At 37.7% G+C, this 13,466-nt stretch carries 13 protein-coding genes; 1 reads left to right on the top strand and 12 read right to left on the bottom strand.

The features are described from left to right. Nucleotides 1-97: 97 nt before the first annotated feature. The 12 genes from AC6I0I_RS04125 to gmk form a co-directional block, all read right to left on the bottom strand. A complete protein-coding gene (locus tag AC6I0I_RS04125) occupies nucleotides 98-976 on the bottom strand; it encodes a YitT family protein (RefSeq protein WP_262953501.1) in 879 nt (292 codons plus the stop codon). 188 nt (nucleotides 977-1,164) lie between these two features. After that, nucleotides 1,165-1,344, bottom strand: coding sequence for a sporulation protein Cse60 (locus tag AC6I0I_RS04120; protein ID WP_161830864.1), 180 nt, complete (start codon nucleotides 1,342-1,344; stop codon nucleotides 1,165-1,167). A 41-nt stretch (nucleotides 1,345-1,385) separates the two neighbouring features. Further along, nucleotides 1,386-2,258 carry a YitT family protein gene (locus tag AC6I0I_RS04115; protein WP_161830863.1) on the bottom strand — a complete coding sequence of 291 codons (873 nt, stop codon included), beginning with the start codon at nucleotides 2,256-2,258 and terminating at the stop codon, nucleotides 1,386-1,388. Nucleotides 2,259-2,296: 38 nt separating this feature from the next. Further along, nucleotides 2,297-3,160 (bottom strand): CvfB family protein, encoded by an 864-nt coding sequence (locus tag AC6I0I_RS04110; protein WP_161830862.1) that lies wholly within the window; start codon nucleotides 3,158-3,160, stop codon nucleotides 2,297-2,299. A gap of 196 nt (nucleotides 3,161-3,356) precedes the next feature. After that, nucleotides 3,357-4,241, bottom strand: coding sequence for a TraX family protein (locus tag AC6I0I_RS04105; RefSeq protein WP_161830861.1), 885 nt, complete (start codon nucleotides 4,239-4,241; stop codon nucleotides 3,357-3,359). A gap of 297 nt (nucleotides 4,242-4,538) precedes the next feature. Continuing rightward, complete coding sequence (locus AC6I0I_RS04100) at nucleotides 4,539-5,777, bottom strand: FprA family A-type flavoprotein (RefSeq protein WP_161830860.1); 1,239 nt, start codon at nucleotides 5,775-5,777, stop codon at nucleotides 4,539-4,541. A 128-nt stretch (nucleotides 5,778-5,905) separates the two neighbouring features. Beyond that, on the bottom strand, nucleotides 5,906-6,286 hold the full coding sequence (gene gloA2, locus AC6I0I_RS04095; RefSeq protein ID WP_161830859.1) for an SMU1112c/YaeR family gloxylase I-like metalloprotein: 381 nt from the start codon (nucleotides 6,284-6,286) through the stop codon (nucleotides 5,906-5,908). 102 nt (nucleotides 6,287-6,388) lie between these two features. After that, entirely contained in the window at nucleotides 6,389-6,946 is a 558-nt protein-coding gene (locus tag AC6I0I_RS04090) for a peptidylprolyl isomerase (RefSeq protein ID WP_161830858.1), read from the bottom strand. Nucleotides 6,947-6,967: 21 nt separating this feature from the next. Continuing rightward, nucleotides 6,968-7,900 carry a methionyl-tRNA formyltransferase gene (gene fmt, locus AC6I0I_RS04085; RefSeq protein ID WP_161830857.1) on the bottom strand — a complete coding sequence of 311 codons (933 nt, stop codon included), beginning with the start codon at nucleotides 7,898-7,900 and terminating at the stop codon, nucleotides 6,968-6,970. A 266-nt stretch (nucleotides 7,901-8,166) separates the two neighbouring features. Continuing rightward, on the bottom strand, nucleotides 8,167-10,536 hold the full coding sequence (priA, locus tag AC6I0I_RS04080) for a primosomal protein N' (protein WP_161830856.1): 2,370 nt from the start codon (nucleotides 10,534-10,536) through the stop codon (nucleotides 8,167-8,169). A gap of 102 nt (nucleotides 10,537-10,638) precedes the next feature. Further along, nucleotides 10,639-10,866: a DNA-directed RNA polymerase subunit omega gene (gene rpoZ, locus AC6I0I_RS04075; protein ID WP_161830855.1), complete on the bottom strand. Its 228-nt coding sequence runs from the start codon at nucleotides 10,864-10,866 to the stop codon at nucleotides 10,639-10,641. A gap of 2 nt (nucleotides 10,867-10,868) precedes the next feature. Next, complete coding sequence (gene gmk, locus AC6I0I_RS04070; RefSeq protein WP_161830854.1) at nucleotides 10,869-11,492, bottom strand: guanylate kinase; 624 nt, start codon at nucleotides 11,490-11,492, stop codon at nucleotides 10,869-10,871. Nucleotides 11,493-11,726: 234 nt separating this feature from the next. Here gmk and AC6I0I_RS04065 point away from each other — a divergent pair, with 234 nt between their 5' ends. After that, on the top strand, nucleotides 11,727-13,430 hold the full coding sequence (locus AC6I0I_RS04065; protein WP_262953502.1) for an Rqc2 family fibronectin-binding protein: 1,704 nt from the start codon (nucleotides 11,727-11,729) through the stop codon (nucleotides 13,428-13,430). Nucleotides 13,431-13,466: the final 36 nt, after the last annotated feature.

Here is a 13,466-nt window from a genome sequence, read left to right as displayed (position 1 = left end):
TTCACACAATTCTTGCCTAAATTCCCCGCGATTTTAACAATTGATTAATAAAAAAAAGAGGATTCATCCTTTACACATCGATGAACCCTCTTCACTTTTATGCCTTATCAACAATCTTACGATCGAAATTCCCCTGAATTTGCGTGCTTTGTAAAACATTCGTAAACGCGCGTGGATCAACTTCAGATAACAACCTTAAAGCAATATATAATTCATAACTTGAAACGACCATCATTAATAAACTACGATTTTGATGGGTATAAGCTCCCTCTGCATTAATAATCGTAATCCCACGTCCTAGACGATTTTGCAAGGTTGTAATCACCTCGTCTTGTTTATTGGTCACGATGAAGACAGTATAACTTTGATGAGGGGTATGAATACGGTCAACAATTTGCATTTGCACAAACATTAATAAAATCGTGTAAAGAGCAATCTCCCATCCGTCAAGAAATCCTGCAATGGTAATAATCACGCAATTTACGGAAAAGGAATACTGACCAAAAGAACCATGTGTTCTCATCGATAAAATTTGAGAAACAATATCAATCCCTCCTGTCGATCCTCCGTATTTTAAAATGGTTCCACTACCAACAGCATAAATCATTCCCCCGACAACAATATTTAATAAAATATCATCAGAAAAAGAAATCTCAGGAATCACATTTAAACTGATTGTCATGAGAGTAACGGTATAAAGCGTATGATAGGTGAATCTTTTACCTATAAACTTATATGAAATAAGTAATAATGGAATGTTAATCGACCAAATCAATAGCCCTAAATTAATTTTAATTCCCCAGGTACTATACAGTAATCGGCTAATAATCTGTGAAATCCCCGTTACACCACCTACGTATAATCCCGATGGGTTAATAAACCAGTTAATTCCGATTGCAAACAGGATAATCCCCACTGTAATCATCCCTAAACTTCTACATTCTCTTTTAAAACGTTCTTCCTGTGCAAAGCTCATCCTTAAACTCCTCCACTTCCGCTCCTTTTGGATAGTCGTTTTTGTATGGATTTCAATCTAATTCTTGAGAAATTATAACATGTTTTAGGCAGATTAGAAACGGGGAAAAGCAAATATTTTACTATAATTTTTACTTTTATTTTTAGCCCATCATTTAATAAAAAAAGGCGTCCAAAAGGACACCTCATTTAACGATAAATAACCATCGCCGAATAACTATAAACTTGCGATTCCTCATCTTTAAAATGAGAAATCGCATATTTAATATCAATAAAAGACTCTTCAGGTAATGTCATTAAAAATCCATTCACCTTTTCCTCTAAATCTAATTCGTGCTCTTCATCAAAACATTTAACCGAAATAGCCATTAAGCTCCCCCTCCAAACTGAATAAGCTGACGATCCGTTAATTATTTAATTTCCTTCTTCACAAAATGCCCTTGAATCATCTCACTACGAACCACATTGGTAAAGGCTTGCTCATCGACCATTTTGATTAACTCCAATGCTTCATATAATTCATAGCTTGATAAAACCATCATTAAAACACTTTTATCATTTTTCGTATACGCACCTCGGCCTTCAAGAACAGTAATTCCCCGGTAAAGATGCTGATGAATCGTTTGAATCATCTCGTCCTCTTTCGTTGTGACAATGTACAACGTTAAATTTTGATGCACCGTATGAATACGGTCTACCACAACAGAAGTAATATAAATAGAAATAATCGTGTATAAGGCTGTTTCCCATCCCTGGATTAATCCAGCTAATAAAATAATAACCGCATTAATCATAAATGAATACTTTCCAAAAGAACCGTCACACTTCATTGAAATATATTGAGACACAATATCAACGCCACCCGTTGAAGCCCCAATTTTTAAAATCAAGCCAATTCCAACCCCGATTAAAACTCCACCGAATACAGCATTCAATAAAATATCATCGGAAAAACGTCCCATCGGTATAACCTCTAAAATAACGGACTGAAGGAAGACAGCTACAATACTTAAAAAAGCAAACCGTTTCCCAATTGAATGCCACGCTAAATAAAGTAACGGAATATTTATAATAAAAATAAGCATCCCGAGACTCAAACTCACACCAACTGTTGAAGAAACGAAAGCAATAATTAATTGGGCGATCCCAGTTACCCCACCTGTATATAAATTAGCAGGTGTAATAAACATATTCATCGCCAATCCATAAAGAAAGATTCCTAAAAACATCATAACGACATTTTTAGCTTTGATGGCAACCGTTTCATTTTTTAATAGATTCATCCTTTAAATCCCTCCTAACCTTTTAACAGTCACTCAACTTAAATGTCCTCATTTTCTTCTTTTAGATATGTCCATCCATCCTCTTGATACACTTTACCTTCTTTCATTAAATGCCCAAGTGCTCGTTTAAACGATGCCTTACTCATTTTAAAAACGCGTCGGATATCATCTGGTTCCGATTTATCACAAAACGGCATGGCACCTCGGCGTCCCATTAAATAATCAAAAATAACCTCGGCATCTTCGCCAATAGCGAATTCTTTTTGTGGAATGAGTGACATATTAAATTCGCCATTTTCCTTGACACGAACAACGCGCCCTTCCACTACTTCTCCAAGGCGTGGCTCTTCACGACGCTCACTTTCATGAATGAACCCCATATATCCTTCCTCAGTAATGACATTCGTTCCAATTTTCCCTGTACGAATAACACGTGCCTTCACTTTTTTTCCATGCAATGATTGAGGGGCTTCTTCCTTAACTCCTCCAAATTCTTGCGGACGTGCTAAAATAGCAAACAGATAATTCGATTGAGATTCTTTTAAATAGCAATACACATAATCTCCGATCTGTGGCCATAACGATTCAAAAATAGGTAAATCAGACGGCGCAATTAAAATATTTTTATTAATTCCGATATCGACAAATACCCCTAAATCTTTGCGAACATCTACCACTTCAGCCCAACCGAATTCTTCTGTCGTAATTGTTGGTTCGTGCATGGTTGCTGTCAAACGCTTTTTCGCATCATAGTAAAGAAAAACCTCCACATTTTCCCCAACCTCAAGTGGGCGTGTCACCTCTGCTTGATGTAAGAAATATTCCTCACCATCTAAAACTAATGTATAACCAAGGGGCGTCTGACGCTCCACTTTCATTTCATGAAATTTTCCTGCTAACATCTAATCACTTACTTTCCTTTTAAAGTCAATATATTATAACATGCACCAATTTTTGTGAAAAGTGGGTTTTTACTTTTCTTCCTAATTATTCGGCGTTTTCATGGATCCTCTAAAAGATAGTATCACCGATTCCAGTTAAAACCATGCCCGTTATTAATAGAAAACAAAAAAATGACGCGTATGACTCACCTGTTGACTAACCTAGCGCCTTGAAAAGGTAGACAACACCACTTAAAAAAAGCAAATGAACGGGGTAAAACCAATAGAAAAAATATCGATGAAATCGAGGGGACCCCTTCTCTCCCGTATACAACGAAATGGGCCATAACGCCAGCAAAGAAAAAAGCTGAGCAATGTACTGCAAGTATAGACTCGCCTGCAAGACCAACACCCATCCGCTTGTTAAGGTTAAACCGTAATAAACCTCGATAAAACTAGCATCAAAAGGAAAAGAAAATAAGTGCGGTCCATAAAGTAAAACATTCAAAAAAATAATCATCCCATTCATTTTTTTACGGTCATAAAAGAAAAGGTACATTAAAAAAATCATAAAGACGCCATATGAATCATAATCAGCCCTTAAATAAAATGCCACCAACCCAAAGCATAAGACAAGTCCCCCTCCTAAAAGTTGCGATTTTTGACACTTCGTTAATCGATCGTATCCCCAAATGGTCATCAAACCAAGACAAAGCGTAAAAAACACATTTTGATGACCCCAATTCAATAACGAAGAAGAGGTTGCTAAATCAAAAAAGGGTTCCGAAATAAAAGCGAAAACGCCAAGTCTTAAGACATATTTTTTTCGGCTATGCGTGTGGTAAAAACCATTTACAATTAAAAATGCAAAAATAGGAAATGACAATCGGCCGATTAATCGCATCCCTGTCATGATTCCCTCCAATAAAACAATGACCCCCGGTTGCGTCGTACACGACTGAAGATAGGGAACGATAATCGCACCCACATGATCAATAAACATGGTGATGATAGCGATCATCTTTAGCTCAAAGACCGTTAATCCCCTGTTCAATGATGAACTGTCCTCCAAAGACGTGTCTGATTGTTTTAAACTGTCCATTTAGGCCCACCCTTTCTATTTTTTTCTTAAATTATACCACAGCCTTTCTAACATCTATACCTAAATAGCCCTGTCTTTCCCCTTCCTAGCAAACTTAGGCTATCTTATAAAACATAAATGCACGATTAAGGCCTCCCGCTAAAGGTTATTTTTTATATAACATTTTTGCTCGGCATCGGATGATGGGAGCCAACCTACTAAATGAGGAAGACGTATTTGCCACCGCGTTTTCTTTCAATGCCTTCATCTTTATCTGAACCAAAAAAGGGAATTCGCCTCTGCGAACTCCCTTTTTGATTAATCTAAATCACACACTAAACGTCCCTCAAGCAGGCTACGTCCAATTGATTTTCCAAGTGCAACTGCATCTACTAATTTTTCCTCATCCGGTTTAAAACATAATTTCACCGGTTCAAGCATCTTTAACTTTAATTGGGTTAGACGCGTGTGAACATTGTCGACAGCTTCTCCACTCCAACCATACGATCCAAAGGCAGCACCAAATTTTCCACCGTGAGTCACAGGATTCATTCCTGTTAAAACATCCCAAACAATAGGTACAGCATCTTTATTAACCGTTGTCGCCCCAATCGCAATCGCATCTGCTGCGTAAAGGTCATTAAATAATTGATCCTTAACTTCTGGGAAAGATTTTATATCTAAGTCATATAGGCGAACCGAAACCTGAGGATTAACCATTAAAATTCCCTCTTTAACCGCTTGTGCCATCGCCTTCGTATAACCATAGGCCGACGTAAATGGAATAACTGCTAACTTATCTGTAGAATAATCTTCTGTTGACCATTTTTTATAGATTCCTATAATTTCTTCAATACGCGTATCAAGAACAGGTCCATGTCCTGGACAAATCATTTTAATACTTAAACGCGATAAAGATGCAATCGCTTTCAGAACATATGTTTTAAACGGTGCAAAAATCGGATTATAGTAATTTAATAAAGCATCCATATAATCTTCATTTTTTGTTTCTGGAAGCTTTGACATCAATACATCATCAAAGGCATAATGGCTTCCAAACGAATCGCATGTAAATAAGATTTCATCCTCTACAAGATAACTGTAAATAGTATCTGGCCAATGTAAGTTTGGCGCGGAAATAAATTGAAGTGTACGCCCCCCTAAATCTAACGTATCATTCATTTTTACAGCCTGAGATTTAAAATCTATATTGACAATATTGCGTAAGTAACGAATCGCTACAGCTGAGGCAATGACTGTAATATTCGGATTAAGCTTAATTAGCTTTTCAATTGATCCGGCATGATCAGGTTCCGTGTGATGAACAATAATATAATCAATGTCCTCAATCGATACTAATTTTTCAATTTTTTGAAGGTAATCCTCAAAATAAGGCGCTTTCACCGTATCAAATAAAGCAACCTTCTCTTCACCTCTAACAAAGTATGAATTATAAGACGTTCCATACTTTGTTTCCATTACAACGTCAAATACTTCAAGCTCATGGTCTTGTACTCCTAACCAGTAAACATTTTCAGTTAGCTTCAAACTCTCCATTTAACTGACATCTCCTTTATAAAACCTGTCATCATTGATATAGACTTTTACGTTTCTAATTTTAACATACTATCCTTTTGTTGCCTACTTATATACCCCTTTTATTTTAAACGTTATTATCTTTTAACTTAGCTTTCATACAACTCAAGCGGTAATCCATCAGGATCATTGAAAAACACGTATCGCTTTTGTGTGTACTCGTCAACTCTAATCTCTTGTGTTTGAACCCCTGACTCATTCAAATAAGAGACAACCTGTTCAATATCTTCTACACGAAAGCACAGATGTCTTAACCCACAAGCCTCTGGATAAGAGGGACGCTCGGGGCTATTTGGAAACGAAAACAACTCTATTTCACTCGTTCCTACCTTTAAGTCTAATTTATACGATTGACGTTCCGCCCTGTAATTTTCCCGAATGACCTCCATTCCTAAAATATTGACATAAAAATGCTTAGAACGCTCATAATCTGAGGCAATAATTGCAACATGATGAATCTGATTAAACATCGTTAACCCCCTCCTTTTTCTCCCCTATTGTACTAGGAATACGCGACAAAATCAAATCACAAAAAAGGAGTTAAGCCGACAACTTAACTCCACTTGTAATCTTTATAATTTGTTTGGTTCTTCGTAGTCAATTCCCTTTGTGTCAACCGTTACTGTTTTCATCATTTGACCAATCACCGGTTGGTCTAAATGGTTACATTCCACACTTGCAATTTGATCAACCACATCAATTCCTTCAATGACTTTTCCAAAAGCGGCATAGCTTCCATCTAAATGTGGTGAATCTTTATGCATGATAAAGAATTGTGATCCGGCAGAGTTAGGTACATTCGTACGAGCCATTGAAATCACTCCGCGCTCATGTTTCACAGGGTTATTAAATCCATTTGAATTAAATTCCCCATAAATACTATATCCAGGTCCACCAATTCCTAATCCTTGAGGATCTCCTCCTTGAATCATAAATCCTCGAATCACGCGATGAAAAATAACCCCATTATAAAATCCTTTATTCGCTAATAAGATAAAGTTACGTACGGATTGCGGCGCAACCTCTGGGTATAATTCGATTTTAATTTGACTTCCATTTTCCATTTCAATTGTTGCAATTGGATTTGTATCCTTTGAATATTCTGTTTGTCCATTGTATTGTTTTGCCATAACAAAAGCCTCCTCTAGCACTTAATTAAATTGTTTCCCAACTTCAAATGGATGTGAACCATTTAATAAGCTTGCAACATCCATTCGCTTTTTACCTGATAATTGTAAATCCGTTAACTTTAATCCGTGTTGATCCCCACAAGCAACAACAACTCCATCTTTTGCAACTTTCACAATGGTTCCCGGAGCTGCATCATATGTTACTTCCTCAGGTTCAGCCCACCATACCTTAACAGTTAAATCGTCTAACTGCGTAAAAGCAACAGGCCATGGATGTAAACCACGCACTTGATTATATAATACACGTGCCGGTTTTGACCAATCCATTCGCTCATTTTCTCGCTTAATATTAAAAGCGAACGTTGCCTCCTCATGATTTTGCGGCGTTGCCACTAAACGTCCCGCTAATAACTCTGGTAAGGTCTGTGATAAAAGTTTAGCACCAGCCTCACTTAACTTTTCAAACATCGATCCCGTATGGTCCTTTTCTCCAATCGGAACAACAACCTTACTAATCATGTCTCCTGTATCCATCTTTACATCCATATACATGATGGTAACACCCGTCTCTGCTTCACCGTCAATAATGGCTTGATGAATAGGCGCCCCTCCACGATATTTCGGTAATAACGAGGCATGAACATTAATACATCCAAACTTCGGAGCATCTAATAAAACCTTAGGAATAATTTGTCCAAAAGCAGCCGTAATAATTAAATCTGGATTCCAATCAAGAACTGTCTGATAATCCTCTCTAATTTTTTCCGGTTGAAAAACAGGAATGCCATGCTCCAGTGCCTTTTGCTTCACCGGCGTTGGCGTCAAGAGGCGCTTTCTTCCCACTGGGCGATCAGGTTGTGTCACAACCCCGACAACCTCATATCCATCCTTAATAATTGTTTCTAAAACAGGAACCGAAAAATCTGGTGTTCCCATAAATACAACACGTGTCATGCCAGTCCTCCTCTTTAGATACTAAATTGACTCCCCATCTCGGGTAACCATCTGTCCTTACCGCAGAAACATTTTGATTATTAGCTAAAACCAACCCTTTACTTCCAATTAAAAAGCGACAAACCTAATTGACTAAAAAGCTCATCCACTTTTTAAACGAAGACAAAGGCCTTTGATAAAACCTCATAAAATGTTTTACAATCGACATCGACTCTAATTATTATTAGCACATCTATCGACATTTTACTACTACCATCCTCATTTTTTTAACTAAATTGATAAGGAAAGAAGTCAAGTGATAAATTAACCGTTCCTTCTTGGAAGTAAGTCAATAACTGTACTAAAACGCCCCTTAATCTAGGCTCCTGCTTATATTTTATCATAAAATACATTCTAAATCGCTGATTAATACGACCCACATAAGGCATCGTTGGGCCAATGATCACACAACTATGTCCCAGTTGATTCCTTAAATATTGATTCACCTGATCACAGGCCTTAATTAACTCATTGTAATCTTCACTATTTAACATAACACTTGCCAAGTAGTAATACGGAGGATAACCAAAACGACGACGCATTTTCATCTCCTCGACATAAAAGGCTTGGTAATTTTGTTGGACCACACATTGCATCACATAGTGATCAGGACTATACGTTTGAATCAAAACCTCACCCTCAAGTTCATGCCTTCCGGCCCGACCTGCAACTTGGGTTAATAGCTGAAACGTCCGCTCTGCCGCTCGAAAATCTGCTAAATGCAGCATTAAATCCGCAGCCAATACGCCAACTAATGTCACATCCTTAAAATCTAATCCCTTCCCGACCATCTGTGTTCCAATTAAAATATCTGCTTCCTTTCGTTCAAAGGCCTCTATTAACTCCTGATGGGATCCCTTCTTTGACGTGGTATCCACATCCATTCGCATCATCTTAGCCGTAGGAAACTCTTCTTGTAAATACTCTTCCACCTTCTGCGTTCCTAACCCAAAAAAGCGCAATTCATCACTCTGGCAAGCGGGACAATGTTTAAGTAAAAACGTTTCAAATCCGCAATAATGGCACTTGAGTTTCTGATTTGATTTATGATAAGTTAATGAAACATCACAATTTGGACAATTGACTACCTCGCCACACTCACGGCATTGCAAAAAGCTTGAATAGCCTCGGCGATTCAAAAGAAGCACGACCTGCTCCTTCCTTTCTAAACGGGTCGCAATCGCTTGACGCAACGCTTCACTTAAAATTAACTGATCCCCTTTTGCACTTTGTCTCATATCTACAAGCTTTACGGTAGGTAAAGTTGCTAAAGAAACCGCACGTTGCGAAAGGGTCAGCAAACGATAGACCCCCTTTTGTGCACGAGCAAAAGACTCTAGGGACGGGGTAGCACTCCCAAGAACAACAGGACAGCGATGAACCGTTGCCCGCCACTTAGCCACCTCGATGGCATGATAGCGCGGAGCCTCTTCCTGCTTATACGTTGCCTCATGTTCCTCATCAATAATAATCACACCAATATCTTTAAACGGAGCAAAGATCGCCGAACGCGCACCAACAACAATCTGAACCTCCTGCTTTAACACTTTACGCCACTCATCATATTTTTCCCCCATCGATAAAGCACTGTGTAAAACAGCGACCCGATTTTGAAATCGGCTCTTAAAACGGCCCGCAATTTGAGGCGTAAGTGCAATTTCTGGAACAAGCATAATCGCCTGTTGTCCCCGATTAATCACAGATTCAATTACCTGTAAATAAACCTCAGTCTTTCCGCTTCCCGTAATTCCGTGAAGCAAAAACACATCATGCGACTTGGATTCAACAGCCGATAAAACACTTTTAACAGCCACTGCTTGTTCTTGATTTAAAGGCAACGCTTGGGATTGAGGATAAACATGATCCGCATACGGATCGCGATAGGCCTCTACCTCAATTTCTTTCACCACTCCCTTATCAATCAACGTTTTTAACACCGCATGGGTGACTTGCAATTCAGACATCAAACGCGACTTTAAAACAGGCTGGTCGTGTTCACTTAAATAAGACACGACCAACTTCTGCTTATTCGCGCGATTAAACATTGAAAAATCTACTATCGGCTGTGTTAGTGCCACATATTTAACCATCTTTTTGCCTAACTTATCTTTAACCTCATAAATAAGTTCTACTTCATTTTGTTCAAGTGCCTTTTTCACCTCTTTCAAAAGCCCCTTAGGAACCTGATCATAATCAACTAAATCCGTATGAGAAAATAATGATTGTATCGAGGGGTGAGTCGGTTGACTTAAACACAGCAATTTCTTTTTATATTTAGCACGCATTGCATTAGGAATCATCGCCTCAAAACATTGAATCATCGTACTGCCCGTTTCAACACTTAAACTCATTCCTAGTTCTTTTAACTCCTCATTTAAAACAGGAACCACATCAATTAACTCTTGAATAGGTCGAAGTTTCTTTAATTCGGTTCCCTCTTTTAAGGAAATAACAAAGCCCATAACTGTTCGTGGACCAAAAGGAACAAGCACCCTAACACCTGATTGAATGACATCCCTTAACTCTTCGGGTACTAAATAGTCAAACACCTTATTGACAGCCTTATTTTTGATATCGACAACAACCTCCGCAATCATTTACAGCACCTCCGACCACTCTTCCTCTTATTATAGAATATCTCATCCTTTATAATCATTTCAAAAATAAAAACCTTAGCGTTGGCTAAGGTTTTTTTCAGCTTATTGTTCTTTTAATTCAAAATCAACAACATCATTTAAGATTTCTTCTAATGCTACCCCTACCGGTTTAGCACATTTCGCTGTCGGTAAACCATCAACATAATCTAATTGAGATTGTCCATCGTTTACAATTTGACGTGCACGTTTAGCCGCGATATAAGCAATTTTATATTTTGAATCGACTTTATCTAATAATTTATCAATTGATGGGTAACGCATTCCTGTCATTCTTATTCAACCTCCACGATGTTTTTATTGTAATACTCTAATACACGATTTGAACGTGAGTGTTCAGCCTCAATAATGACCATAATACGATCACGCGCATTTTCAACCGTATCATTAATGACGATATAATCGTATTCATGAGCAAGTCCGATTTCAGACTCCGCTTTTTGCATACGTTTATTAATAACTTCCATCGCCTCTGTTCCACGCGTCATAATACGATTGCGAAGTTCTTCCATACTTGGAGGCGCGATAAAAATAAAACATGCATCCGGCATCACATTTTTTACTTGTAACGCCCCTTGAACTTCAATTTCAAGGACAACATCTTTTCCTTCATCCAACTTTTTCTTCACGTAATCTAATGGAGTTCCGTAATAGTTTCCAACAAATTCAGCCCACTCCAATAATTGACCTTGATCAATTCTATCTAAAAATTCTTCTTTTTCAACAAAGAAATAATCCACGCCATCCACTTCTCCAACGCGTGGCTTTCTTGTTGTCATTGAAATCGAATACTCTAAATTATGGTTTTCTTGTTTGAATATTGATGCGCGCACAGTTCCTTTTCCTACACCACTAGGACCTGATATGACTATTAGTACGCCTTTTTCTACTAATCTCATGCATTCACTTCTCCTTAAACTTTCATTCCACTATAATAGCATGAATTTAAATAAAATTAAATAGTTCCATCTCGAATTTCTAACGAATTATTATCTCATTCATTGTAGACATTTTTTTAATATCTATACACTATCTAGCATTATTATGATATTTTTCGGTGTTTTTATGTCTAATCATTTTAAAAAATGCTATACTTTTAAATATAAAATTAGTGTTAAAGAGGTGATTTTTCAATGGCTTTTGACGGTCTTATGACATCAAGCGTTGCCACGGCGTTAAAAGAAACTTTAACCGCCGGTCGTATCAACAAAATTTATCAGCTATCCAATCACGAAATTCTCATGCAGATTCGTGCTGGTGGAAAAAATCAAAAAGTCCTATTTTCCACACATCCCGCTTATGCCCGCGTCCAAATTACACACCTAGACTATCATTATCCAGACGAACCACCGATGTTTTGTATGTTTTTAAGAAAACATCTAGAAGGGGGAATCATTCACCATATCGAGCAAATTAATCACGATCGAATCATTAAATTTACGATTCGTCATCTCAATGAACTAGGGGATCAAATGGTAAAATTTTTATATATTGAAATCATGGGAAAACACAGTAACCTCATTTTAACAGACCCTTCCCATCGCATTCTTGATACCATTAAACACATTTCACCCCTGGTGAACCGTTATCGCTCACTTCAACCAGGGGCGACTTATATCCTCCCGCCCCTTCAAGAAAAACAATCACCTACGCCTGTTAGCTTTGAACTTTTTTCTAAGCTCATCACCGATCAAGAACGTTATGATAAACAACTTGTCGCTCAATTTCAAGGATTATCCCCACTTATTGCCCGTGAAATTGTTTATCGCAGTGAAACAAACGCATTAAAAGACCTTTATCAGGCGTTTACTGACACGATAGAACAAATAAAACACGATCCCTCTTACCATTTAATGCTAGGAGCTAAAGAAAACTTTTATCTTATTCCTCTCTATCACACACATAGCGAGCTCATTTTATGTGAAACCCTCTGGGAGATGTTCGATCGCTTTTACTTCGGCAAAGATGAACGTGACCGAATCCGTCAACAATTTTACGATATCGAACGTTTTATCCGTCAAGAATATGAAAAAAATGCAAAAAAATGTGACAAGTTAAATCAAGAATTAATAAATTCTGAAAAAGCGGACGAGTATAAACAATTAGGGGATCTTATTTTGGCGAATATTTACCAAATTCAAAAGGGAAGCACGTCTATTCGAGTGCAAAACTTTTACTCAGAAACACTAGATGAAGTGACCATCGCGTTAGAGCCTATGTTAACTGCCTCAGAAAATGCTCAAAAGTATTTTCAAAAATATACGAAGGCTAAAAATGCCGTCAACTATATTATTGAACAAATGGATCATGCAGAAAAAGAAATGGCTTACTTTGAGACGCTAATGTTACAAATGGAAACTGCAACCTTAAAAGATGCCTATGAAATTAAAGAGGAACTTGAACAAACAGGCTATTTAAGAAAAAAACAAACAAAAAAACGCAAGACCTCTTCAAAACCAAGTATTGAAAAATACTTATCAACTGATGGGGTTGAAATTTTTGTCGGAAAAAACAATCTTCAAAATGATTATCTTACTCATAAATTTGCACGTCGTCATGAATGGTGGTTCCACGCAAAGGATATGCCTGGATCGCACGTCCTTGTTTGTAGCGACGCAGATGAGCTAAGCGAAGCAACTATTCGCTCGGCTGCACAACTCGCCTCTTACTTTTCAAAGGGTCGACTGTCATCAAGTGTTCCAATTGATTATACCCGCGTGCGTCACGTCAAAAAGGTGCCTGCTGCACATTTAGGCTTCGTGACTTACGATAACCAAAAAACGATCTATATTGATCCAGATGAGCACTTTGTAATGAACTTAAAAAAATTAAAATAATCACCATAAAGGGAGGGGCTAATTAGCCCCTCCCTT

It is taken from the genome of Turicibacter sp. St.80E1, from assembly GCF_059728495.1.
Note: the sequence above shows the minus strand (reverse complement) of the source record. Positions and strands in the feature narration are given on the sequence as shown.

Coding starts and splice junctions, on each gene's coding strand:
- AC6I0I_RS04125 (WP_262953501.1), bottom strand. CDS start 976: ATGAGCTTTGCACAGGAAGAACGTTTTAAAAGAGAATGTAGAAGTTTA.
- AC6I0I_RS04120 (WP_161830864.1), bottom strand. CDS start 1,344: ATGGCTATTTCGGTTAAATGTTTTGATGAAGAGCACGAATTAGATTTA.
- AC6I0I_RS04115 (WP_161830863.1), bottom strand. CDS start 2,258: ATGAATCTATTAAAAAATGAAACGGTTGCCATCAAAGCTAAAAATGTC.
- AC6I0I_RS04110 (WP_161830862.1), bottom strand. CDS start 3,160: ATGTTAGCAGGAAAATTTCATGAAATGAAAGTGGAGCGTCAGACGCCC.
- AC6I0I_RS04105 (WP_161830861.1), bottom strand. CDS start 4,241: ATGGACAGTTTAAAACAATCAGACACGTCTTTGGAGGACAGTTCATCA.
- AC6I0I_RS04100 (WP_161830860.1), bottom strand. CDS start 5,777: ATGGAGAGTTTGAAGCTAACTGAAAATGTTTACTGGTTAGGAGTACAA.
- gloA2 (WP_161830859.1), bottom strand. CDS start 6,286: ATGTTTAATCAGATTCATCATGTTGCAATTATTGCCTCAGATTATGAG.
- AC6I0I_RS04090 (WP_161830858.1), bottom strand. CDS start 6,946: ATGGCAAAACAATACAATGGACAAACAGAATATTCAAAGGATACAAAT.
- fmt (WP_161830857.1), bottom strand. CDS start 7,900: ATGACACGTGTTGTATTTATGGGAACACCAGATTTTTCGGTTCCTGTT.
- priA (WP_161830856.1), bottom strand. CDS start 10,536: ATGATTGCGGAGGTTGTTGTCGATATCAAAAATAAGGCTGTCAATAAG.
- rpoZ (WP_161830855.1), bottom strand. CDS start 10,866: ATGACAGGAATGCGTTACCCATCAATTGATAAATTATTAGATAAAGTC.
- gmk (WP_161830854.1), bottom strand. CDS start 11,492: ATGAGATTAGTAGAAAAAGGCGTACTAATAGTCATATCAGGTCCTAGT.
- AC6I0I_RS04065 (WP_262953502.1), top strand. CDS start 11,727: ATGGCTTTTGACGGTCTTATGACATCAAGCGTTGCCACGGCGTTAAAA.